Below are 20,400 nucleotides of genomic sequence, written 5' to 3'. Positions count from 1 at the left end.
CTCCTGTCACTCGAACAACGAGTGTCGTACGCCCGGCTCCTCGCGGCGGCGGGCGGCGCGGCGGCGCTGGATCACGACCAGGTCGACCACGGCGACCACAGCGAAGATCGCACAGACGACGCCCAGCCAGGCGATGCCGGCCCAGAATGCCAGCACCGCGAAGAGCACCATGATCACCAGCCCGAAGCTGGCGAGGGTGAGACGGAGGTTCAGCGCGCTGTTCGCGTGGCCGACCGTGCCACGGGCGCGCCGGGGCTGCGATCTCGTCATGCTCAGGGACCTACCCCCGATCGCCAGCGTTAACCGGCCTCGGACACCTCGGTCGGTCGCGAACGACCACCGACAGGTTCCGGCCGATGGCCCGCACGGGCGGGCGGCACCGGAGCGCGCCGGTGTGCTCGATTACATCCGTTCGCGTCGTGGCCCCTGCCGACCGCAGGATGGACGCATGCCATTGACCCTCGCCGTGCCGGTGACCGTCGCCATCGCCCGCCGTGTCGACCCGGCACGGTCCAGCGAGATGGTGGCGTGGATGCGGGCCGGCACCGCGCTGGCCGAGGCGTTCCCCGGGTTCCTCGGCGCCGGCTGGGTGCAGAGCGGCCCCGGTTCGCCGGAGTGGCACATGCTCTACCGCTTCGCCGACGCCGAGACGCTGCACCGGTGGGAGGAGTCGCCGCAGCGGCACTGGTGGCTCAGCTCGGCGCAGGGCATCGTCGAGCACACCCGGGTCGAGCGGCGTACCGGGATCGAGGGCTGGTTCGACCCTCCGCTTGAGCACTCGGTGGACCCGGTCGAGCCGGTCGGCCCGGTCGGGGCGACCACGCCTCCGAGGTGGAAGCAGGCGGTGACGATCTGGCTGGCGTTCTTTCCGCTGAGCCTCAGCGCCACCCTGCTGACCAGCCGTTTCCTCGACGCGGTGCCGCTGGCGGCACGGGTGCTGCTGATGACCCTCTGCCTGACCCCGCTGATGACCTATCTCGTGCTGCCCCGGATCACCCGGGCGCTGCACTGGTGGCTGCACGGTCAGCCCGCGCCCTGGCGGGCCTTATAGCACCCAGCTGCGCCATCGTCGGCGCTCTGCCGCATACCCGACAGCACCTCCCCGGCAAACCACGTCCTACGCATAGAGTTACCGCGCTGTCGCTCTGCGCTGTGGGAGGGGATGTCATGCCTCGACGGGGGGTCACCGCCCTGGCCTGTCTCGCGGCGCTGGTGGCGCTGGCCTGCGAGGGCGGCACCTCCGCGACACCACGCCCCACCAAGAGCGCTCCGCCGTCGAGCGGCCCGGGCGGCATCGCCGCACTCGGAGACTCGATCACCACCGGCTTCGCCTCCTGCCTCGTGCTCACCTCATGCGAGCGCAACTCCTGGTCGACCGGGGACGGCCTGCGGGTGGAGAGCCACTACCGGCGACTGCTGGAACAGAATTCGGCGATCCGCGACCGGACGTACAACCACGCCCGTCCCGGCGCCCGCGCGGACGCGCTGGAGGGTCAGGCCCAGGCAGCGGTACGCGACCGCGCCGACTACGTCACCGTGCTGATCGGCGCCAACGACGTCTGCCGGGGCGGGGTGGACGCGATGACCCCGGTGGCGCAGTTCCGGGCCGACGTCGACCGGGGCCTACGGGTGCTGCGTACCGGCCGACCGAAGGCCCGGGTGCTGGTGGTGAGCATCCCCGACCTGTACCGGCTCTGGGAGGTCGGGCACGACGACGCCCGCGCCGTACGGGCGTGGAGGCGGGGCATCTGCCCGTCCCTGCTGGCCGAGGCGACCTCGACCGCGCCCGCCGACCGGGCGCGCCGGGCCGCCGTCCGGGACCGGATCAACGCGTACAACACCGAGTTGGTGGCGGCCTGCCGGGCGTACGGCTCCCGCTGCCGGCACGACGGTGGCGCGGTGCACAAGGTCCGGTTCACTCTGGACCTGCTCAACCCGCTGGACTGGTTCCACCCCAACGCCACCGGCCAGGGCCGGCTCGCCGAGGTCACCTGGCGCTCGTCCGGCCTGGCCGGCTGACCAGGCTGGCCGGCTGACCAGGCTGGCCGGCGGTCAGTGGCGGCGGGGCTCCGGGACGGCGACGCCGCGGGAGCGGTACAGGGCCCGGGATCGCTGCGCCAGGTCCTTCGTGGCGGACGAGTTGGCCCAGGTGCCGAGGACGATGGCCGCACCTGGGATGATCTTGGCGACCATCCGCTTGGCGGCCCGGACACCGGCCATCTGGGCCAGGCGGACGCCGAGTTGCAGCATGACCCGGCCGAGCGGGCGCCGGCCGCCGGAGCCGAAGAGCGCGTCGGCGCGTTCCCGACCGGCGGCCACACCGAGGGCCAGCCGGGCGCTCTCGGCGACCTTGTGCACGCGCTGGAGCACCAACAGGTCGGTGGCCCGGTCACCGTGCAGCGGGTCGACGTCGTACGCGGCGGCGATGTGCAGCACCATCCGCGCCTGGGTCCAGGCCAGGACGCCCACGTCGATCACGGCCCCGGGCAGCCCTGCCGCTCCGGAGACGGCGCCGGACAGCCGGGCCAGGTTGACGAACTTGCGGGCCGCCTGGTCGGCAAGGACGTCGGCCGACACCCCGGGCTGTTCCGCTCGGGCCCGGACGGCCCACTGCGCGGCCTCCGGCCCGAGCCGGCGCACCGCCTCAAGGGCCAGGTGCTCCGGGGCGTACTGCGGATCGTCGCGCATCCGGTCCCAGAGACGGGCCGGCGGACCCTCGGGGGCGTCCACCGGCCCGGTCGGCAGGCCGACGGACGGCTGGGGGGCAGGGGCGGCAGGTTGGCCGCCGACGGGTGGGGTGTCGGTCACCGGGTCTCCCGAGGGGTGGGAAAGGCGGACAGGGCGGCCGATGGAGCGGTCAGCGGCGGCGGTTGGAGAACCGGGCCGCCAGCCCCTTGAGCTTCTGCTGGTTGCCCGGCTTGGCCATCTCCCGACGGCCTCGCTCCACCAGCTGCTGCCCCTTCGGCGATCTCAGGAACATGGTGATTCGCTGCATCAGTGACATGGCGTCCTCCTGTCGATGGTCCCGCTGTCATGTGTACCCCTAACCCGCAACACATGTACCCAGGATGCGACAGCCTCAACCCTCACCGTCCACAGTGGGCGGTAGGTTACCGCCCCGTCGGCACGATGGCGTCGACGACCCGGGTGGCCCGCCACTCGTGCTGCTGGTAGTGCTCGGGGTACGCGGAGACCTGCACCGCCTGAGCGGCGTCGGTGAGCCGCATCCGCTGCCAGCCGGGCACCTGCTCCAGCGCGGCGAGGAACTGCCGGGTGGCGAACTCGGGGTCCATCAGCCGACCCACCGGGCCCCAACCGCTGCTCGAACGCTGCTGGAACAACCCGACCGAGTCGTGGTCCCAACCAACGCCCTGGTGCGGGTAGTCCTGCGACTCGGGCAGCACGCCGCTGGCCACGTTGTAGAGGTTGCTCTCCTGCATGGCGGTGGCCACCGCGATCACCAGCCCACGCCGGGGCACCCCCATCTTGCGGCCGGCACGGACGATCGCCTCCGCGTTCTCCATCTGGTCCTCGTCCAAGCCGGCGACGGGCGCCGGGTCGGTCGGGCGAGCCGGGGCGGCCTTCCGGGCCGGCGCGCTGGTGTCCGGGTCGGCGGGGGTCGCCGCGGTGGACGGAACAGCGGCGGAGGTGCTCGGGGCAGCCACCCGGTCGAGGCCACGGGACGCACTCTGCTGCTCGGCGCGCTGCGCCAACTCGGAGTTGGAGATCGCCCCCTCCCGCGTCGCCGCGTCGGCGGACTCGTCGCGGACCTGTGCGACGGCGGCCAGGCCGAGGCAGCACACCACGCCCGTCGCCAGCGCCACCTGCGCCCGGCGTCGACCGGTCAGGTCCCGGGCGTACGCCCGAAGCCGACTCGCGGTGGTTGTCCGTTCGGTTGAGGTGCCATCCTCCGTATCGGCAGTGGGGGTACTCGGGGCATACGGGTCGTCGAGGGTGCCGTCGTCACGCATCAACCGAGGCTAGGCAGGGGAAAACCCTGATCACGCACGGTGATCACGTGGCGCTTCCCACACATTCGGCCCATCCTGGTGGACGACCTGGGCGGCTCGACCTGCCCGGGGAACGTACCTCGCGTACCGGACCAACCAGGCGGCGCACGCAGTCCGGCTCGGCCCGTCACAGGCCGGGACATCCGACCGCGCCACCCGACATGATCGACAAACTCGGCCTTTGGGCCGAACCGGGCTCGTCCGATCGGTCGGCCGGGCTCGCCTGGCGGCGTAAACAGGTGATTAGTCCGATCGCTCCCACCCCCCGGGCGGCGGATCGCCCGAAGCAGGAATGCACCAGGATGGCGGGTACGTTGCCCGAACGGGTGCCCTCCGTCGCGTCGGCACTCCGCAGGCACATTTCAGGGAGGTCCGCACCGGTGCTCGACCCACACGAGCTCTACCAGCTCACCGACGATCTGCCCGACCTCGGGCAACCGGTCCTCATCCAGGCCCTCACCGGGTTCGTGGACGCCGGCAACGCCAGCCGGCTGGCGCGCGAGCAGCTGCTCACCTCGCTGGAGGGTCGGCCGATCGCCACCTTCGACGTCGACCAGCTCTTCGACTACCGGTCCCGACGACCGGTGATGACCTTCGTCGAGGACCACTGGGAGAGCATCGACGCTCCCAAGCTGGAGCTGCACCTGCTGCACGACGACGACGAAACGCCGTTCCTGCTGCTCACCGGCCCCGAGCCGGACCTGCAGTGGGAGCGGTTCGTGGCCGCCGTCGCGGGCCTCGCCGCCCGGTTGGACGTCCGGCTCACCGTCGGGCTCAACTCGATCCCGATGGCGGTGCCGCACACCCGGCCGACCGGCGTGACCGCGCACGCCACCCGCCCCGAGCTGATCGCCGGCTACGAGCCCTGGCTGCAACGCGTCCAGGTGCCCGGCAGTGTCGGCCACCTGCTGGAGTTCCGGCTCGGCCAGCAGGGCCGGGACGCGCTTGGCTTCGCCGCCCACGTGCCGCACTACGTGGCGCAGACCGAGTACCCGGCCGCCGCCGAGGTGCTGCTCACCTCGGTGTCCCGCAGCACCGGCCTGCTGCTGCCCGGTGACGGGCTGCGCTCGGCCGCCGAGGTGGTCCGGGTGGAGATCGACCGGCAGGTCGCCCAGACCGACGACGCCGCCGCCCTGGTCCAGGCCCTGGAGGAGCAGTACGACGCGTTCGCCCGGGGTCGGGGCGAGAAGAACCTGCTCGCCCAGGACGCCGGACCGCTGCCCACTGCCGACGAACTCGGCGCGGAACTGGAGCGGTTCCTGGCCGAACAGACCCGTCCCGGCGACACCCCGGGTAGCTGACCGGGCGTCGCGGGGGCGAATGCGGCAGGCTGGGGGCATGCGCCTGGCGACCTGGAACGTCAACTCGGTGAAGGCCCGCCTGCCCCGACTGCTGGAGTGGCTGGCCGACACCGGCCCCGACGTCGTCTGCCTACAGGAAACCAAGTGCCCGGACGGCGCCTTCCCCGCACCCGAGGTGGGCGAGCTCGGCTACACCGTGGCCAGCCACAGCGACGGCCGGTGGAACGGGGTCGCCATCCTGTCCCGGGTCGGGCTCGACGACGTCCGGGTCGGGTTCGCCGGTGAGCCCGGCTTTCCCGACCCGGAGGCCCGGGCCATCTCCGCCACCTGCGACGGGGTGCGGGTCTGGTCGGTGTACGTGCCCAACGGCCGGACGCCGGACGACCCGCACTACGCGTACAAGTTGGCCTGGTTCGCGGCACTGCGCGACGCGCTGGCCGCGGAGCTGGCCGGCGGGCTCCCGCTGGCGGTCTGCGGCGACTTCAACGTCGCCCCGACCGACGCCGACGTCTGGGACCCGGCGGTCTTCACCCACTCCACGCACGTCACCCCGGCCGAGCGGGCGGCCCTCGCCGCGCTGCGTGACCTCGGCCTCAGCGATGTCGTGCCCACCCCGATGAAGGGACCACACCCCTTCACCTACTGGGACTACCGGGCCGGGATGTTCCACCAGAACAAGGGCATGAGAATCGACCTGGTGTACGCGTCCGCACCGTTCGCACGAGCGGTCCGCTCGGCGTACGTGGACCGGGAGGCCCGCAAGGGCAAGGGCCCGTCGGACCACGCGCCGATCGTGGTCGACGCGGACCTGGTCCCGGTGGTCGAGGCGTTCTGAGTGGCTAGGGTGGGCAGATGGCAGTCGTGAAGATCAACGCAATCGAGGTCCCACCCGGCGGCGGCGCGGAGTTGGAGAAGCGGTTCGCCGCCCGAGCCGGCGCGGTGGAGAACTCCCCCGGCTTCCTCGGCTTCGAGCTGCTCCGGCCGGTCGCTGGCGAGACCCGCTACTTCGTCTACACCCGGTGGGAGACCGAGGAGGCCTATCAGGCCTGGGCCGCCGGCCCGTCCCGCGCCGCCCACGCCGCCGCGCCCGGCGAGAAGCCACGTCCCCCGGTCGCGACCGGCGCAAGCCTCTTGGAGTTCGAGGTGGCCCTGCACGTCCCGCAGCCCTAGGCGGCACGCCCTCAGCGTCGGGGATCACCCGCCGGAGCCAGTGGCAGGAATCCGTTCGAGTCGGACTTTACCGCTGATAACGTCGAAGCGGCCCAAGCGGTAGCCGGCCATCGGTCGCCCTGTCCTGACGAGCCGTCGGCACGGGTGGTCCCACGAGGTTGCGGGGGAATTCCGGCCATGTTCGAGGGATTCGACGAGTTCGACGTCGACACGACCGCCGCGACGATCCACGGACGTCGCGGCGGGAGTGGGCCTCCGGTCCTGCTGCTGCACGGCATCCCCGAGACGCATCTCATGTGGCATCGGATCGCGCCACGGCTCGCCGAGAACTTCACCGTCGTCGCCACCGACCTGCGCGGCTGGGGCGACAGCGGCACCCCGCCGAGCACCGCGGATCACGAGCCGTACGGCATGCGAGCCATCGCCCGCGACCAGATCGAGGTGATGCGGAGCCTCGGCCACGAGCAGTTCCGGCTCGTCGGCCACGATCGCGGGGCCCGCTGCGCGTACCGTCTCGCGCTGGACGAGCCGGACGCCGTCACGCGGCTGGCGGTCATGGACGTCGTTCCCATCGGCGATGTCTACAACCGCGCCGACAAGGCGTTCAGCCTCTCCTACTGGGTCTGGTCCTTCCTGGCGGCACCGGCGCCAGTGCCCGAGCAGTTCATCGACGCGGCGCCCGACGTGCTCGTCGACTTCATGCTCGACACCTGGCCCGAGGTGAAGGACTCCTTCCCGGCCGAGGTGCGGGCGGCGTACGTCAGGCAGTTCAGCGATCCCGCCCGGGTCCACGCGATCTGCGAGGAGTTCCGCGCGGCCGCGACGCTGGACTACCAGCAGGACGAGGCGGACCGCGGAAACCGCAAGATCGCCTGCCCGGTGCTGTTTCTCTGGAGCCAACGCGGTCAGGTCGCGAAGCTCTACGACGATCCGCTCGCGATCTGGCGGGAGTGGGCCGACGACGTACGAGGCGAGCCCGTCCCGGTCGGGCACTTCATCCCGGAGGAGGCCCCCGAGGAGACCACGCGCCAACTCCTGGACTTCCTGCGCTGAGCCTCGGGCACGCCAGTCGGGCGAACCGCGGTCCGCGGCGGACGGGCCGACGTCGGCACGCGGCAGAAGGGCGTCGTCGGATCAGGACTTGCGGGAGGACTGCAGGGTGGCGAAGGCGATGACGTTGTCGGCATAGCCGGTGCGGCCCCCGATGAACTGCCCGCCGCAGGTGATCAGCCGCAGGCCGGGGGGCCCGTCGTGACCGTAGATCCGTTCGGCGGGCAGTTGGTCCTTTGGGAAGTGCTCGACGGTGTCGACCCGGAACACCACCACCGACTCGTCCGCCCGGGCCACCTCGATCAGGTCGCCGGGGTGCAGCTTGCCCAGGTCGTAGAAGACCGACGGGCCGGTCTTGGTGTCCACGTGCCCGACGATCACCGCCGGGCCGGACTCACCGGGTGTGGGCCCGCGGTCGTACCAGCCTGTCTCGTTGTGGCGTTCCAGAGGCGGTACGGCGATCGAGCCGTCCCGTGCCTGCCCGACGCGTGCCACCGGCGCCGCCACCTTGATCGCCGGGACCGTCAGGCGCACCGGGCGGCTGGCCGCCAACCCGACCGACTCACTGCGGGCCGGCTGGTCGCCGCCGGCCGGGGCGAAGTCGAACGGGCCGACCGAGCGGCCCAGCCCTGCCCCGGTGGCGAAGACCCCGGCCAGCACCAGCACCACGGCCAGCGGCACGGACCAGGGGCTACGACCGGGAGGACGGCTGCGCCGAGGCGTGACGGCGGTCGGCGGGCGAGCAGCCACCGCCGGGCGGTCGACAACCAGCGGGCGGTCGTCCCGCGGTAGGCGGTCGTCCTCCGGCCACGGGTCGTCCAGCGGTAGGCGGTCGTCCTCCGGCCAGCGATCGTCCCGCGAGCGGCGAGCACCGGGCGACGGACGCGCACCCGGCGACGGACCGGCACCCGAAGACTGGCCGACACCGGGCGACGGACGCCCACCAGGAGACGGGCGCCCACCGGGAGACGGGCGCGGACCGGGAGACGGGCGCGGACCGGACGGCGAGCCGGAAGCGCCGGGCTGGCGGGGACCGGCCGGCGGCGACGGGGGGCGGAAGATCGCCATGGCAGGCTCAGCGCCGCGTAGCGCCGTGGACCGGGCGCGGCCGGCGTAGCGCCGTCACGGCGAGGATCAGGCCGGTGATGGTCAGCGCCGCGCCGCCGGGCAGCAGCAGCTTGCCGGTCATCCCGCCGGCGCCCCGCCGAAGCCGGTGGCCGGGCCGCGACTGGGCTGGGACGGCACCTTCTTGACCACCTGGAGCATGGTCGAGGCAGTTTCGCCGTCGCGGCACTCCAACTTGACCCGGTAGTTGCCGGGGCGAGTGCGATCGCGCACCATCGGCGCGGCGGTCAGCACCCCGCGCTGCGGCTGCACGCCGACCGCGCCGAAGGCGTCGGAGACGACTGTCGCGCCCACCGAGTTGTCCCGACAACTGGCGCGGATGCCGACCAGGTAGCCGGGCTGCACCGTGCTGGGGCTCACCTCGACGAAGATGTCCACCGGCGATGGCTGGGACGTGCCACCCGGCGGGCCTTCGGGCTGCGGCGCGGGAGCGGCGAGCACCCGAGCAACGGGAGCAGGAGCGGCGAGCACCGAGGCGACCGGTGCCGGAGCGGCGAGCGCGGGAGCGGCGGCCAGCAGGGGCCCGACGAGCACGGCCAGCACCGACAGGGTCACGCCGCCACGGGTCACTGTCACGATGCCCCCTCTCGACGCCGCGCGGCCGTGTCGGGCAGCGGAGCACCCGACCTGCCGTACCAGTTGGATCCTCTCATTTCCGGTCGCACATCACACCCGATCCGTCGACGGCGTCGCGTACGCTCGGGTCGCTGTGACCGCCACCGACCATGACCCCGCCGTCCCGCCCACGAGCCGGACGATCCGCACGTTCCACCCCCGTCGGGGTCGGATGAGCGACCGGCAGACCGATGCGCTGGGCCGGCTCTGGCCCGCGTACGGCCTGGATGTGCCGGACGGACCGGTCGTGCCCGTCGACCTGGCCGACCTGTTCGGTCGCCGGGCGCCGGTGGTGCTGGAGATCGGCTCGGGCATGGGCGACAGCACCGCCGCGATGGCTGCCGCCGACCCGGATCGAGATTATCTGGCGGTCGAGGTGCACACGCCGGGAATCGCCAACCTGCTCGACCTGGTGGAGCGCGGTGGCCTGCGCAACGTACGGGTGGCGGAGGGCGACGCGTTGTCCCTGGTCAACGGCTTGCCCGAGGGCGTGCTGGACGCCGTACACATCTTCTTCCCCGACCCGTGGCCGAAGACCCGCCACCACAAGCGGCGGATCATCCAGCCGGCGCACGTGGCGCTGCTGCGGTCCCGGCTGCGGCCCGGCGGCACGCTGCACTGCGCGACCGACTGGGCCGAGTACGCCGAGTCGATGCGGGAGACCCTGGAGGCGGACCCGGGGTTGGTGGACACGTACGGCGGCTTCGCGCCGCGTCCGGCGCACCGGCCGGTGACGAAGTTCGAGCGGCGGGCGATCACGGCCGGCCGGCCGGTCGCCGACCTGATCTACCGCCGACGGTGACGCGCCGGCCCGGACCGGCGGCCCGGACCCGCCGCCCCGGACGGAGGTCCGGCGGACACCGGGTTGGCGTAGCGGGGCATGATCCAGGCACCATGGACAGGCTATGACGCTCACCGCCGCGCTTCCGAGAAGCGCCGACCCCGACACCCTCTTCGACTCGTTCGCCGGTTGGGCGAAGGAGCGCGGCCTCGACCTCTACCCCCATCAGGAGGAGGCGGTCATCGAGATCGTCTCCGGCGCCAACCTGATCATGAACACGCCGACCGGCTCAGGTAAGAGCCTGGTGGCCATCGCCGCGCACTTCGCGGCGCTCGCGGACAGCCGGACGACCTTCTACACCGCGCCGATCAAGGCGCTGGTGTCGGAGAAGTTCTTCGCGCTCTGCGAGGTCTTCGGCGCCGAGAACGTCGGCATGCTCACCGGCGACGCCAGCGTCAACGCCGATGCCCCGATCATCTGCTGCACGGCGGAGATCCTGGCGAACCTGGCGCTGCGCGAGGGTGTGAAGGCCGACGTCGGCCAGGTGGTCATGGACGAGTTCCACTTCTACGCCGAGCCTGACCGGGGTTGGGCGTGGCAGGTGCCGATCATCGAGCTGCCGCAGGCCCAGTTCATCCTGATGTCCGCCACTCTGGGGGACACCACCCGGTTCGTCGACGACCTGTCGCGGCGCACCGGGCGGCCGACCGCCGTCGTGCGCTCGGCGGAGCGGCCGGTCCCGCTCATCTTCTCGTACGCGATGACGCCGCTGCACGAGACGCTTGAGGAGCTGCTGGAGACCAAGCAGGCCCCGGTGTACGTGGTGCACTTCACCCAGGCCGCCGCACTGGAACGCGCCCAGGCGCTGACCAGCGTCAACGTCTGCACCCGCGCCGAGAAGGACATGATCGCCGAGGCGATCGGTGGTTTCCGGTTCACCGCCGGCTTCGGCAAGACGCTCTCCCGGCTGGTCCGGCACGGCATCGGCGTTCACCACGCCGGCATGCTGCCGAAGTACCGCCGACTGGTGGAGACCCTCGCCCAGGCCGGCCTGCTCAAGGTCATCTGCGGCACCGACACCCTCGGCGTCGGCATCAACGTGCCGATCCGCACCGTGCTGTTCACCGGCCTGTCGAAGTACGACGGGGTCCGTACCCGGCTGCTCAAGAACCGGGAGTTCCACCAGATCGCCGGGCGGGCGGGCCGGGCCGGCTACGACACCATCGGCCGGGTGGTGGTGCAAGCTCCCGAGCACGTCATCGACAACGAGAAGGCCCTGGCCAAGGCCGGCGACGACCCGAAGAAGCGGCGCAAGGTGGTCCGCAAGAAGCCGCCCGAGGGCTCGATCGGCTGGGGCCAGCCCACCTTCGACCGGCTGGTCGACGCCGAGCCGGAGCCGCTGACCTCCAGCTTCCAGGTCAGCCACTCGATGCTGCTCAACGTCATCGGCCGGCCCGGGGACGCGTTCACCGCGATGCGGCACCTGCTCACCGACAATCACGAGGAGCCCGCCGCCCAGCGACGGCACATCCGCCGGGCCATCGCGATCTACCGGGCGCTGCGCGCCGGTGGGGTGGTCGAGGAGCTGCCCGAGCCGGACGAGACCGGCCGGCGGATCCGGCTCACCGTTGACCTCCAGCTCGACTTCGCCCTCAACCAGCCACTCTCGCCTCTGGCCCTGGCCACGATCGAGCTGCTCGACGCCGAGTCCCCGTCGTACGCGCTCGACGTGCTGAGCGTGGTCGAGTCCATCCTCGACGACCCCCGGCAGATCCTGTCCGCGCAGCAGTTCAAGGCGCGCGGCGAGGCGGTCGCCGCGATGAAGGCAGAGGGCATCGAGTACGAGGCCCGCCTCGAACTGCTCGACGAGGTGACCCACCCGAAGCCCCTCGCGGAGCTGCTGGAAGCCGCGTACGAGATGTACCGGCAGGGGCACCCCTGGGTCGCCGACCACCAGCTCTCCCCCAAGGCCGTCGTCCGCGACATGTACGAGCGGGCCATGACCTTCACCGAGTACGTGCAGTTCTACGGGCTGACCCGCTCGGAAGGCCTGGTCCTGCGCTACCTTGCCGACGCGTACAAGACGTTGCGGCAGACCGTGCCCGAGGACGCCAAGACCGAGGAGCTGATCGACCTCATCGAGTGGTTGGGCGAGCTGGTCCGCCAGGTCGACTCCAGCCTCATCGACGAGTGGGAGCGGCTGCGCAACCCGTCGGACGTGGCCGAGGTGGCCCTGGCGCACGCCGCGCTGACCGACCGGCCGCCGGCGGTGACGCGCAACGCGCGGGCGTTCCGGGTGCTGGTGCGCAACGCGCTGTTCCGCCGCGTCGAGCTGGCCGCGCTGCGCCGCTGGGACCTGCTCGCCGAGTTGGACGCCGAGGACGGCTGGGACTACGACGCGTGGGCCGAGGCGCTCGCGCCGTACTTCGAGGAGTACGACTCGATCGGCGTCGGGCCGGACGCCCGAGGGCCGGCACTGCTCATGATCGAGCAGGGACGGGAGCGGTGGACCGTCCGGCAGAGCTTCGACGACCCCAACGGCGACCACGACTGGGGCATCAGCGCCGAGATCGACCTGGTGGCCTCCGACGAGGTCGGCGCCGCGGTCGTCCGGATCACGGACGTCGGCCAGCTCTGACGCCCGCCATCACCCGGCCTGGGCGGCAGCCTTGATCCGGCGCACCGCCTCGACGGCACCCTCGTTCCAGGGGGTGCCGTGGCCGGGGAGGATCCACGTCGCCCGCAGGTCCTCGATGCGGGCCAGCGAGGCGAGCGCCAGGGCCGGGTCGTCGGTGAACGGCGCCGGCTGCGGGCCCGACCGGCCGGTCAGCACGTGTCGGGTGGTGAGCGCGTCGCCGACGAACACGGCGTCGGCGATCGGCACGTGCACGGCGATGCTGCCCGGCGAGTGGCCGGGCATCCCGATGACGCGCGGAGCGCCGGGCAGGTCGAGCACCTGACCGTCCCGCACGGTGATCACCTCGCTGAGGTACGTCGTGCGCAGCCCACCCTTGCGGCCCGCGTACATCAGGAAGCTGGCCACGGCACCCACCTTGAAGGTCCCGAAGGGCGCCTTTGACTTGACCTCGCCGCGGGCTCGGGCGGCGTCCGCCTCGTGCACGTAGACCGGTACGCCGTGGTCGCGCCGGAGCCGCTCGGCGAAGCCGATGTGGTCGGTGTCGCCGTGGGTGAGGATCAGACCTCGGACGTCGGCGAGCGAGCGACCCATGGCGGACAACTCCGCCAGCAGCTCCGGCCAGTGACCGGAGAGGCCGGCGTCCACGACGGTCACGCCCTCGTCGGTCTCGACGAGGTACGCGGCGACGATGTCGTTGCCGATGCGGTGCAGGTGCGGCCCGAGCTTCATGACTTCCTCCGAGGTGATGTCGTTCCCTGATAGCTACGATACATAGCCATGATACCTAAGGGCCATAGCTATGATGGGTGACGAACGTCGCCCACCCCCGGAAGGAACACCGCATGCCGACTCCCGACCGGACGTCCCTCGTCGACATCGTCGCGGCCGCCCGCCAAATCCTGGAGTCCGAAGGGCTTCCGGGCCTGACCATGCAGGCGGTCGCCCAGCGGGTCGGCGTCCGCGCCCCCTCGCTGTACAAACGGGTCCGCAACCGCGACGACCTCATCCGGCTCGTCACCGAAGCAGCAGTGCACGACCTCGGCGAGCAGCTCAGCGCCGTAGCCGGCAGCGGCGATCCCGGCCGAGACCTCGCCGAGCTGGCCCACGCCTTCCGCGCGTTCGCCCACGCCCAACCCGCGGGCTACCACCTGATCTTCGCCACCGGCCCCGCGGACACCAGGCCCAGCCTCGACATCCTCACCCGGGCGAGCGCCCCCGCCCTGCGCCTCGCCGCGGAACTCGCCGGGCCCGAGCACGCCCTGTCGGCCGCGCGCCTGTTCACCGCCTGGGCGAACGGCTTCATCAGCATGGAACTGGCGGGTGCCTTCAACCTCGGTGGCGACCTCGACGAGGCCTTCGCGTTCGGGATCGACCGCCTGACCGCCGCCCTGACGACCCTGGACACACCCCGCGCCGAGTGAGGGCCGGCCGGCAGCGCAGGTCCTCCGGAAACCGCACATCTCCGGACCCCGGATTCGCTGGGCGATGTCAGACCCGTCGATTAGAATGTATGTACTAATCGAGTTCCTGACCTGGGAGGACGCTCGTGACAGTGCCCGCCTCCACGCCCCTCACCCCCTACGCCACACTGCTCGGTTTCACCCGCTACGTCGACCGCACCGGCCCCACCAAGGCGACCTTCGTGGGCGGGCTGCGCAAGCAGCGCGCCAGCAGGTCCGGCTTCAACCCACACGGCCAGTTCGTCAAGGCGCTCAAGGCCGACATCGCCTTCCACACCGGTGGCACGCACCTGACCGGCGTGGTCGACGTGGTCAAGCCACGCTGGCGCCCGCTCTACCAGGCGCTCGTCCCCGGCGCCACGGCCTGGCTGCACTCCCTCGGCGATCCGGCAGCCGTCGACCTCGCCCAGACCCGTGATGCCCTGGCGATGCTGGGTGACCTACCGGTCAAGATCAACCCCCACTTCGGCGTACGCCACGCCGACGGCCGCGCCGAAGCGGTCCGGCTGCACTTCGACGAGGCCCCACCGAGTGAGGAATCGGTGCTCGCCACCCTGCACCTGATGGCCCGGCACATGGACGCGGTTCTCCCCCACGCAGAGCCGATCCTGGTCGACATCCGTCGTGGCCAGGCCCACCGCATGCCCAGCGACGCCAAGCCCGACCAGATCGAGCGCTGGCTGTCCGGCGAAGCCGCCGCCTTCCGCGCCATCTGGGGCACCGCCGCCTAACCCCACCCCACCACCCCAACCCCAACCCCAACCCCAACCCCAAGCCCCCAACCCCCAACCCGCCCGCCGCGCTCTATCCGCCCAAGATCCGCGCAACTTCGGGGATGCTGCTGTCTCACGTCGTGAGGAGGCAGCAAGAACAGCGAAGTTGCGCGGATCTGGGGTGTTCAGGACCCAGCCCGGGGGTTATCCACAGGGGCTGCAGGCGCACACCTCTGCCGGTCAAGGTGTCGTCATGCCTGTTTCCCCACGACGGCCTGCGAGCCTCCAGGGGCGCGTCTTTCGCGGCTCCCGTGTCGTTGCCCAAGGCCTGCTCACCCGAACGGAGCTGCGCAGCCGGGCATGGCGCCCACTGTTCCGCGACGTCTACGCGGATGCCCGACTGGAGGTCACCCATCGCACTCGTTGCGCCGCCGCGGTGCGCTGGGTACTGCCACCGGGTGTGGTGATCGCTGGTCGCAGTGCGGCGGCGCTCTACGGCGCGGCATCGGTTGCCGATCACGAGCCCCTCGACGTGCTCGTGCCCGCCGCTCAGCGGTTCGGTCCGGTTTCGGGGCTCGTCGTGCACGCCAGCGAGATCACCGCGACCGACATCGCGATACGTCAGGGCATTCCGCTGACCACGCCGACCCGCACATGTTGGGACCTGGCCCAGTGGCTGCCGACCGAGGAGGCTGTCGCCATCGTGGACCGCCTCGCCAGCCAACGGCTGGTGGTGATCCCTGAGCTTCGCGCAGGCTCCCGGTCGAGAGCCGGCAACCGAGGCTGGAGACGGATGATGCGGGTAGCTGAGCTGGCCGACGCCGGCGCCGAATCAGCCCCGGAGTCGCGGCTGCGGGTGCGGATCGTGCTCGCCGGGGTGCAGGCGCCCGTGACCCAGTTCGTCGTCGAGCGAGACGGAAGGTTCGTGGCCCGCCTCGATCTTGCGTGGCCACATCTCAAGGTCGCCGTCGAGTATGACGGCCTGTGGCACGACGATCCCGAGCAGTTCCACCGGGACCGCCGCCGCCTCAAAGCCTGCTCGGCGAGGACTGGATCGTCCTGCACGTCACCGCGAAACGGTTCCGCGAGGACTTCGACGGCTTCCTCGCCGAACTCCGTCAAGCCCTCCGGTCCCGCTCCCGCTGACCCCCGGCCCCAGAACCACATGAACACCCCCACCCACACCCCGCCCCACCCCCACACCCACACACGCCAAGATCCGCGCAGTTTCAGGGATCTTGCTGTCTCACCAGTTCGTGAGGCAGCACTTTCACCGAAGTTGCGCGGATCTTGGGGTGGGCGCGCGCGGAGCGCGGGGCTTGCGACGCGCGGAGCGCGGGGCTTGCGGTGCGCGGGCGCGGGGCTTGCGGCGCGCGGGCGCTGAGGGGTTGTCAGGCGGCGGGGAGGTACTTGGTCAGGTCGTCGAGGATCTTGTTGGCGGCACCGACGCCGATGCCCGTCATCCAGACCTCGTCGGAGACGGGGTACGCCTTGCCGGCCTTGACGGCGTTGAGTCCCTTCCAGAGGGTCCCGCCCGCGACCTTGGTCTGCTCGGCGGCGGCCTTGTCGCCGTACGCGGTCACGAAGATGACGTCACCGTCGACCTCGTTGACCCGCTCGGGGCTGACCAGGTCGAAGCGCTTGTCCTCCTTGTTGGCGAGCAACTGCCGCTCGGGGCGGCCCAGACCGGTGTCGCCGATGACGATGCCGGAGAACGAGTCCGGGCCGTACACCCGGATGTTGCCGGGCAGGAAGCGCACGATCGACACCTTGCGGTAGGCGGCGTCGCCGAGGGTCGCACCGAAGTCCTTGGCCCGCTTCTCGTACGCGCCGAGCAGGTCCTTTGCCTGCTGCTCGCGGCCGAGCGCCTTGCCGTCCAGGAGGAAGTTCTCCTTCCAGGTGATGCCCACCTTGTCGGTGAACACGGTCGGCGCGATGGCGGCCAGCTCGTCGTAGAACTTCTCCTGGCGGAACTTGCTGCCGAGGATGAGGTCCGGCTTCAGGGCGTTGATGGCCTCCAGGTCGGGCTCGGTGAGCACCCCGACCTCCTTGATGCCGGCGAGCTTGTCCGCGCCGAAGTAGGTCGGCCAGCTCTTGGCTTCGCCGGCCGTGGCGGCGCCGACGGGCGTGACGCCCAGCGAGAGCGCGGTGTCGATCTTGTCGGTGTCGAGCACGACGACGCGCTTGGGCTCGGCCGGGACCTTGGTGGTGCCCATGACGTGGGTGATCTCCCGGGTCTCCCCGGTGGTGGAGCCGGCGACCGGGTCGCTCTCACCGCAGGCGGTGAGTCCGACGCCGAGGGCGACGGCCGCGGCGAGAGCGGCGACGAGACGACGCATCAGAGTCCTTTCGAAGGGTGCGAACCGGCGAGCGGGGTGGCCGCGTCGCCGGTGGTGGGTCGGGCGTCCGGTACGGACGCCGTCGACGAATCAGGGTCTCCCGCGCCAGCGGACGCGACGGCACCGCCAGCGGACGCGGCGGAGTTGCCGCCGGTGTACGCGGGCACCACCAGCGGCGCGCCGGTCACCGGGCAGGGCACGACCACGCAGGCCAGCCCGAAGACGTCACGGACCAGGTCGGCGGTGAGGATCTCCCGGGGCGGCCCGGCGGCCACCACGGCACCGGCACGCATCGCGACCAGGTGGTCGGCGTAGCGGGCGGCCTGGTTCAGGTCGTGCAGCACGGCGACCACGGTGCGGCCCCGCTCGACGCGTAGCCGGTGCAGGAGGTCCAGCACCTCCACCTGGTGGGCCAGGTCGAGGAAGGTGGTCGGCTCGTCCAGCAGCAGGGCGTCGGTGTCCTGGGCGAGCGTCATGGCGATCCACACCCGCTGCCGCTGACCGCCGGAGAGGCTGTCCACCGGCCGGTCGGCCAGGTCGGTCACGTCGGCCAGGGCCATCGCCTGGTCGACGGCCGCGCCGTCCTCCGGCGACCACTGCCGCCACCAACGCTGGTAGGGCTGCCGGCCGCGCCCGACCAGGTCAGCCACTGTGACGCCCTCGGGCACCAGTGGGCTCTGCGGCAGGACCCCGAGGCGGCGGGCCACCTCCCGGGTGGGCAGCTCGCGGATCGCGGTGCCGTCCAGCAGCACCGTGCCCCGGCGCGGGGTGAGCAGCCGGGCCAAGGTGCGCAGCAGGGTGGACTTGCCGCACGCGTTCGGGCCGACGATCACGGTGAACGCGTCGGTGGGCAGGTCCAGGTCGAGCCCGTCGAGCACGGTCCGCTCGTCGTAGCCGGCGACCAGGTCGCGGGTGGAGAGCATCACACGACTCCTTGAGGCGTCACGACGACCGCCGCCGTCCGCGCAGCAGCAGGAAGATCAGGTACGGGCCGCCGATGGCGGCGGTCAGCACACCGGCGGGCAGTTGGGTGGGTGCGAGCAGGCGTCGGCCGGCCAGGTCGGCCAGCACCAGCAGCAGCGCGCCGAGGAGCGCGGCGCAGACCAGCGGTGGCCGTTCGGCGCGTACCAGTCGACGGGCCACCTGGGGCGCGACCAGCGCGACGAAGTCGACGGCGCCGACCTGGGCGGTGACCATCGCGGCGACGAGGACGCCGGTGCCGGCCAGGCCGATCCGGCGGGCCACCGGGCGAAGCCCGACGCCGCGGGCGGTGTCGTCGTCCAGGGCGGTGCTGTTCAGCGCCCAGCCGGCCCAGGCCAGCACCGGCAGCAGCACCAGCAGGGTGCCGGCGATCCAGGCCGCCTCGGTCCAGCCCTTGCCGGCCAGGGTGCCGATCAGCCAGATCTGCGCGCGGAGGCCGTCGATCGGGTCGGCGGTGAGCATGACCACCTCGGTGAGCGCCCGGAAGCCGAAGGCGACCGCCACACCGGCGAGCACGAACCGCTGCGCGGCCAGCCCGTGCCGGGCGCCGAGGGCGAACAGCAGCACCGCCGCGAGCAGCCCGCCCACCAGCGCGGTGGGTGCCACCAGCACCGCGGCCATGCCGCTGGTCAGGGCCACCGTCGCGGCGAGACCGGCGCCCTGGGTGATGCCGATGACGTCCGGGCTGGCGAGCGGGTTGCGGGCCACGCTCTGGATCAGGGTGCCGGCGATGCCGAAGGCGGCGCCGGCCGTCGCCGCCAGCACGACCCGCGGCAACCGAAGATCAAAGACCACGAGGTCGTACGGGGTGCCGGCGCCGGAGAGGGCGCGCAGCACGTCGGACGGGGCGACGTACGGGGTGCCCAGCGAGAGGCTGAGCACGACGGCCAGCAGGAGCAGCACGGTCAGCACGGCGGCCACCAGCACCGCCCGGCGGCGGATGACCAGGCTGACCGGGCCGATCCGCAGCAGCGACCGACCGGGCAGTCGGGCAGAGCCGCCCCCGGGTGACGCGGTGGGTGACAGGCCGGCCGAGGCGGGCGGACCCGGGGGGCGCTGGGTGGTGGTCACGCGGTCACCACCCGGGCGCGGCGGACCAGAACGGCCAGCAGCGGCGCTCCGATCAGCGCGGTGACGATCCCGGCCGGTATCTCGCCCGGTGGGGCGACGACCCGGCCGACGATGTCGGCACCGAGCAGCAGCGCGGGCCCGAGCAGGGCGGAGACGGCAAGGGTCCAGCGGTGGTCCGCGCCGACCAGGGCGCGGGCCAGGTGCGGCACGGCCAACCCGACGAAGGCGACCGGTCCGGCTGCGGCCACCGCCGCGCCGGTCAGCAGCACGGCGGCGAGCCCACCCCCGAGGCGGACCAGGCCGATGCGGTGGCCGAGGCCCCGGGCCACGTCGTCGCCGAGGGCCAGCGCGTCCAGACCTCGGGCGACCAGGGTGGCAAGCACCAGCCCGGCGAGGACGAAGGGCAGCACCTGCGCGGCGACCGAGAGGTCCCGGCCGGCCAGGCCGCCGACCACCCAGAACCGGTACTCCTCGAAGGTGCGGGCGTCGATGCTGAGCAGCGCGTACACCCCGGAGGCCAGGCTGGCGTCGAGGGCCGCGCCGACCAGCGCGAGGGTGACCGGGCTGGCGCCCTCGCGGGCCCGGGTGGCGATGGCGAAGACCAGCAGCCCGGCGATGAGTGCCCCGGCGATGCCGAACCAGACGTACCCGGCGAGCGTGCTGATGCCGAAGACGGAGATGGCGAGCACCACACCGAACGACGCGCCGGCGCTGATGCCGAGGATGCGGGGCTCGGCGAGGGGGTTGCGAGTGAGCGCCTGGAACAACACGCCAGCCACCGCGAGGGCGAGCCCGACGGTGAGGCCGAGCGCGGTGCGGGGCATCCGCAGCTCACGGACGATCGTGGTGGCATCGCCGCCATCCGGTGCGACGAGAGCGTGCCAGACCTGGTCGATGCCGAGTTGCCGGCTGCCGAGCGCGAAGCTGGCCAGTATGGCGAGCAGCAGCACCAGCGCAGACCCGACGGTGACTGCCACCCGGCGGCCGGTGCGGGTGCCGGACCGGCTGCGGGCCTGGGTCGGCCGGGTGACGAGGGTGGTCACGAGTCTCCTGCACGTTCACGCTTAGGTTCGCCTTACCTTAGCCGCTCAGGTGGGGGCCGCCTAACTGGCGCTTATCGATCCGCGACCGGCTGAGCAGGGCAGA

21 protein-coding genes and 1 pseudogene are annotated in these 20,400 nt (G+C 72.2%); 11 read left to right on the top strand and 11 right to left on the bottom strand.

Translation table 11 applies throughout. The annotated features are described in order from the left end of the window. Window positions 1-6: 6 nt before the first annotated feature. Window positions 7-270: a DUF6343 family protein gene (locus AC3CF1_RS30005; protein ID WP_088947285.1), complete on the bottom strand. Its 264-nt coding sequence runs from the start codon at window positions 268-270 to the stop codon at window positions 7-9. 178 nt (window positions 271-448) lie between these two features. Here AC3CF1_RS30005 and AC3CF1_RS30000 point away from each other — a divergent pair, with 178 nt between their 5' ends. Together AC3CF1_RS30000 and AC3CF1_RS29995 are read left to right on the top strand one after the other, a co-directional pair. Beyond that, a complete protein-coding gene (locus AC3CF1_RS30000) occupies window positions 449-1,051 on the top strand; it encodes an antibiotic biosynthesis monooxygenase (RefSeq protein ID WP_488451789.1) in 603 nt (200 codons plus the stop codon). A 116-nt stretch (window positions 1,052-1,167) separates the two neighbouring features. Next, window positions 1,168-2,019 (top strand): GDSL-type esterase/lipase family protein, encoded by an 852-nt coding sequence (locus AC3CF1_RS29995; RefSeq protein ID WP_327643497.1) that lies wholly within the window; start codon window positions 1,168-1,170, stop codon window positions 2,017-2,019. A gap of 33 nt (window positions 2,020-2,052) precedes the next feature. Here the strand turns inward: AC3CF1_RS29995 and AC3CF1_RS29990 are convergent, their stop codons facing one another. The 3 genes from AC3CF1_RS29990 to AC3CF1_RS29980 all read right to left on the bottom strand — a co-directional run bounded on the left by AC3CF1_RS29990 (window position 2,053) and on the right by AC3CF1_RS29980 (window position 3,971). After that, a complete protein-coding gene (locus tag AC3CF1_RS29990) occupies window positions 2,053-2,808 on the bottom strand; it encodes an EcsC family protein (protein ID WP_088947282.1) in 756 nt (251 codons plus the stop codon). Between the two features lie 49 nt (window positions 2,809-2,857). Beyond that, window positions 2,858-3,004, bottom strand: a complete 147-nt coding sequence (locus AC3CF1_RS29985) for a hypothetical protein (protein WP_172861992.1) — start codon at window positions 3,002-3,004, stop codon at window positions 2,858-2,860. Window positions 3,005-3,110: 106 nt separating this feature from the next. Further along, window positions 3,111-3,971: a peptidase M23 gene (locus AC3CF1_RS29980; RefSeq protein WP_088947281.1), complete on the bottom strand. Its 861-nt coding sequence runs from the start codon at window positions 3,969-3,971 to the stop codon at window positions 3,111-3,113. A gap of 419 nt (window positions 3,972-4,390) precedes the next feature. On the opposite strand from AC3CF1_RS29980, the gene AC3CF1_RS29975 reads away from it, so the two are divergent. The 4 genes from AC3CF1_RS29975 to AC3CF1_RS29960 all read left to right on the top strand — a co-directional run bounded on the left by AC3CF1_RS29975 (window position 4,391) and on the right by AC3CF1_RS29960 (window position 7,534). Then, window positions 4,391-5,311 (top strand): proteasome assembly chaperone family protein, encoded by a 921-nt coding sequence (locus AC3CF1_RS29975; RefSeq protein WP_088947280.1) that lies wholly within the window; start codon window positions 4,391-4,393, stop codon window positions 5,309-5,311. Window positions 5,312-5,348: 37 nt separating this feature from the next. Beyond that, window positions 5,349-6,146 (top strand): exodeoxyribonuclease III, encoded by a 798-nt coding sequence (locus tag AC3CF1_RS29970; RefSeq protein ID WP_088951605.1) that lies wholly within the window; start codon window positions 5,349-5,351, stop codon window positions 6,144-6,146. Between the two features lie 17 nt (window positions 6,147-6,163). After that, window positions 6,164-6,481, top strand: a complete 318-nt coding sequence (locus AC3CF1_RS29965) for an antibiotic biosynthesis monooxygenase family protein (protein WP_088947279.1) — start codon at window positions 6,164-6,166, stop codon at window positions 6,479-6,481. A 177-nt stretch (window positions 6,482-6,658) separates the two neighbouring features. Beyond that, window positions 6,659-7,534, top strand: coding sequence for an alpha/beta fold hydrolase (locus tag AC3CF1_RS29960; RefSeq protein WP_488451788.1), 876 nt, complete (start codon window positions 6,659-6,661; stop codon window positions 7,532-7,534). Between the two features lie 81 nt (window positions 7,535-7,615). On the opposite strand, the gene AC3CF1_RS29955 is transcribed toward AC3CF1_RS29960, so the two are convergent. Both AC3CF1_RS29955 and AC3CF1_RS29950 read right to left on the bottom strand, forming a co-directional pair. Beyond that, window positions 7,616-8,281: a class F sortase gene (locus tag AC3CF1_RS29955; protein WP_488451787.1), complete on the bottom strand. Its 666-nt coding sequence runs from the start codon at window positions 8,279-8,281 to the stop codon at window positions 7,616-7,618. 325 nt (window positions 8,282-8,606) lie between these two features. Beyond that, window positions 8,607-9,235: pseudogene (locus tag AC3CF1_RS29950) on the bottom strand (hypothetical protein). 130 nt (window positions 9,236-9,365) lie between these two features. Between AC3CF1_RS29950 and trmB the strand changes: the two are divergent. Together trmB and AC3CF1_RS29940 are read left to right on the top strand one after the other, a co-directional pair. Beyond that, entirely contained in the window at window positions 9,366-10,073 is a 708-nt protein-coding gene (gene trmB / locus AC3CF1_RS29945; protein ID WP_406085032.1) for a tRNA (guanosine(46)-N7)-methyltransferase TrmB, read from the top strand. A gap of 103 nt (window positions 10,074-10,176) precedes the next feature. Further along, window positions 10,177-12,690: a DEAD/DEAH box helicase gene (locus AC3CF1_RS29940; RefSeq protein WP_354980517.1), complete on the top strand. Its 2,514-nt coding sequence runs from the start codon at window positions 10,177-10,179 to the stop codon at window positions 12,688-12,690. A 9-nt stretch (window positions 12,691-12,699) separates the two neighbouring features. Here AC3CF1_RS29940 and AC3CF1_RS29935 read toward each other — a convergent pair whose 3' ends face one another. Beyond that, window positions 12,700-13,419 (bottom strand): MBL fold metallo-hydrolase, encoded by a 720-nt coding sequence (locus AC3CF1_RS29935; protein ID WP_088947273.1) that lies wholly within the window; start codon window positions 13,417-13,419, stop codon window positions 12,700-12,702. A 113-nt stretch (window positions 13,420-13,532) separates the two neighbouring features. Between AC3CF1_RS29935 and AC3CF1_RS29930 the strand changes: the two genes are divergently transcribed. The 3 genes from AC3CF1_RS29930 (at window position 13,533) to AC3CF1_RS29920 (ending at window position 16,247) form a co-directional block, all read left to right on the top strand. Further along, window positions 13,533-14,111: a TetR/AcrR family transcriptional regulator gene (locus tag AC3CF1_RS29930; protein WP_488451786.1), complete on the top strand. Its 579-nt coding sequence runs from the start codon at window positions 13,533-13,535 to the stop codon at window positions 14,109-14,111. Between the two features lie 125 nt (window positions 14,112-14,236). Next, complete coding sequence (locus tag AC3CF1_RS29925; RefSeq protein WP_488451785.1) at window positions 14,237-14,881, top strand: hypothetical protein; 645 nt, start codon at window positions 14,237-14,239, stop codon at window positions 14,879-14,881. Window positions 14,882-15,116: 235 nt separating this feature from the next. Then, entirely contained in the window at window positions 15,117-16,247 is a 1,131-nt protein-coding gene (locus AC3CF1_RS29920) for a hypothetical protein (protein WP_488451784.1), read from the top strand. A gap of 7 nt (window positions 16,248-16,254) precedes the next feature. Here AC3CF1_RS29920 and AC3CF1_RS29915 read toward each other — a convergent pair whose 3' ends face one another. Genes AC3CF1_RS29915 through AC3CF1_RS29900 form a run of 4 tightly spaced genes read right to left on the bottom strand, consistent with a single transcriptional unit; the run spans window position 16,255 to window position 20,297 of the window. After that, entirely contained in the window at window positions 16,255-17,202 is a 948-nt protein-coding gene (locus tag AC3CF1_RS29915; RefSeq protein WP_210793701.1) for an ABC transporter substrate-binding protein, read from the bottom strand. Continuing rightward, window positions 17,202-18,125 carry an ABC transporter ATP-binding protein gene (locus tag AC3CF1_RS29910; protein ID WP_355161483.1) on the bottom strand — a complete coding sequence of 308 codons (924 nt, stop codon included), beginning with the start codon at window positions 18,123-18,125 and terminating at the stop codon, window positions 17,202-17,204. The genes AC3CF1_RS29915 and AC3CF1_RS29910 overlap by 1 nt, the downstream gene beginning before the upstream one ends. Window positions 18,126-18,144: 19 nt before the next feature. Next, the gene (locus tag AC3CF1_RS29905) at window positions 18,145-19,254 is read right to left on the bottom strand and encodes a FecCD family ABC transporter permease (RefSeq protein WP_488451783.1); all 1,110 of its coding nucleotides are present in this window, start codon (window positions 19,252-19,254) and stop codon (window positions 18,145-18,147) included. Further along, complete coding sequence (locus AC3CF1_RS29900) at window positions 19,251-20,297, bottom strand: FecCD family ABC transporter permease (protein WP_488451782.1); 1,047 nt, start codon at window positions 20,295-20,297, stop codon at window positions 19,251-19,253. The genes AC3CF1_RS29905 and AC3CF1_RS29900 overlap by 4 nt, the downstream gene beginning before the upstream one ends. Between the last annotated feature and the right edge of the window lie 103 nt (window positions 20,298-20,400).

It is taken from the genome of Micromonospora sp. MGP-C2, assembly GCF_057766525.1.
Note: the sequence above shows the minus strand (reverse complement) of the source record. Positions and strands in the feature narration are given on the sequence as shown.

Excerpts from the sequence above, each read along its gene's own strand:
- AC3CF1_RS30005 (WP_088947285.1), bottom strand. The coding sequence starts at position 270 with ATGACGAGATCGCAGCCCCGGCGCGCCCGTGGCACGGTCGGCCACGCG.
- AC3CF1_RS30000 (WP_488451789.1), top strand. The coding sequence starts at position 449 with ATGCCATTGACCCTCGCCGTGCCGGTGACCGTCGCCATCGCCCGCCGT.
- AC3CF1_RS29995 (WP_327643497.1), top strand. The coding sequence starts at position 1,168 with ATGCCTCGACGGGGGGTCACCGCCCTGGCCTGTCTCGCGGCGCTGGTG.
- AC3CF1_RS29985 (WP_172861992.1), bottom strand. The coding sequence starts at position 3,004 with ATGTCACTGATGCAGCGAATCACCATGTTCCTGAGATCGCCGAAGGGG.
- AC3CF1_RS29980 (WP_088947281.1), bottom strand. The coding sequence starts at position 3,971 with ATGCGTGACGACGGCACCCTCGACGACCCGTATGCCCCGAGTACCCCC.
- AC3CF1_RS29970 (WP_088951605.1), top strand. The coding sequence starts at position 5,349 with ATGCGCCTGGCGACCTGGAACGTCAACTCGGTGAAGGCCCGCCTGCCC.
- AC3CF1_RS29965 (WP_088947279.1), top strand. The coding sequence starts at position 6,164 with ATGGCAGTCGTGAAGATCAACGCAATCGAGGTCCCACCCGGCGGCGGC.
- AC3CF1_RS29960 (WP_488451788.1), top strand. The coding sequence starts at position 6,659 with ATGTTCGAGGGATTCGACGAGTTCGACGTCGACACGACCGCCGCGACG.
- AC3CF1_RS29940 (WP_354980517.1), top strand. The coding sequence starts at position 10,177 with ATGACGCTCACCGCCGCGCTTCCGAGAAGCGCCGACCCCGACACCCTC.
- AC3CF1_RS29935 (WP_088947273.1), bottom strand. The coding sequence starts at position 13,419 with ATGAAGCTCGGGCCGCACCTGCACCGCATCGGCAACGACATCGTCGCC.
- AC3CF1_RS29930 (WP_488451786.1), top strand. The coding sequence starts at position 13,533 with ATGCCGACTCCCGACCGGACGTCCCTCGTCGACATCGTCGCGGCCGCC.
- AC3CF1_RS29920 (WP_488451784.1), top strand. The coding sequence starts at position 15,117 with ATGCCTGTTTCCCCACGACGGCCTGCGAGCCTCCAGGGGCGCGTCTTT.
- AC3CF1_RS29915 (WP_210793701.1), bottom strand. The coding sequence starts at position 17,202 with ATGCGTCGTCTCGTCGCCGCTCTCGCCGCGGCCGTCGCCCTCGGCGTC.
- AC3CF1_RS29910 (WP_355161483.1), bottom strand. The coding sequence starts at position 18,125 with ATGCTCTCCACCCGCGACCTGGTCGCCGGCTACGACGAGCGGACCGTG.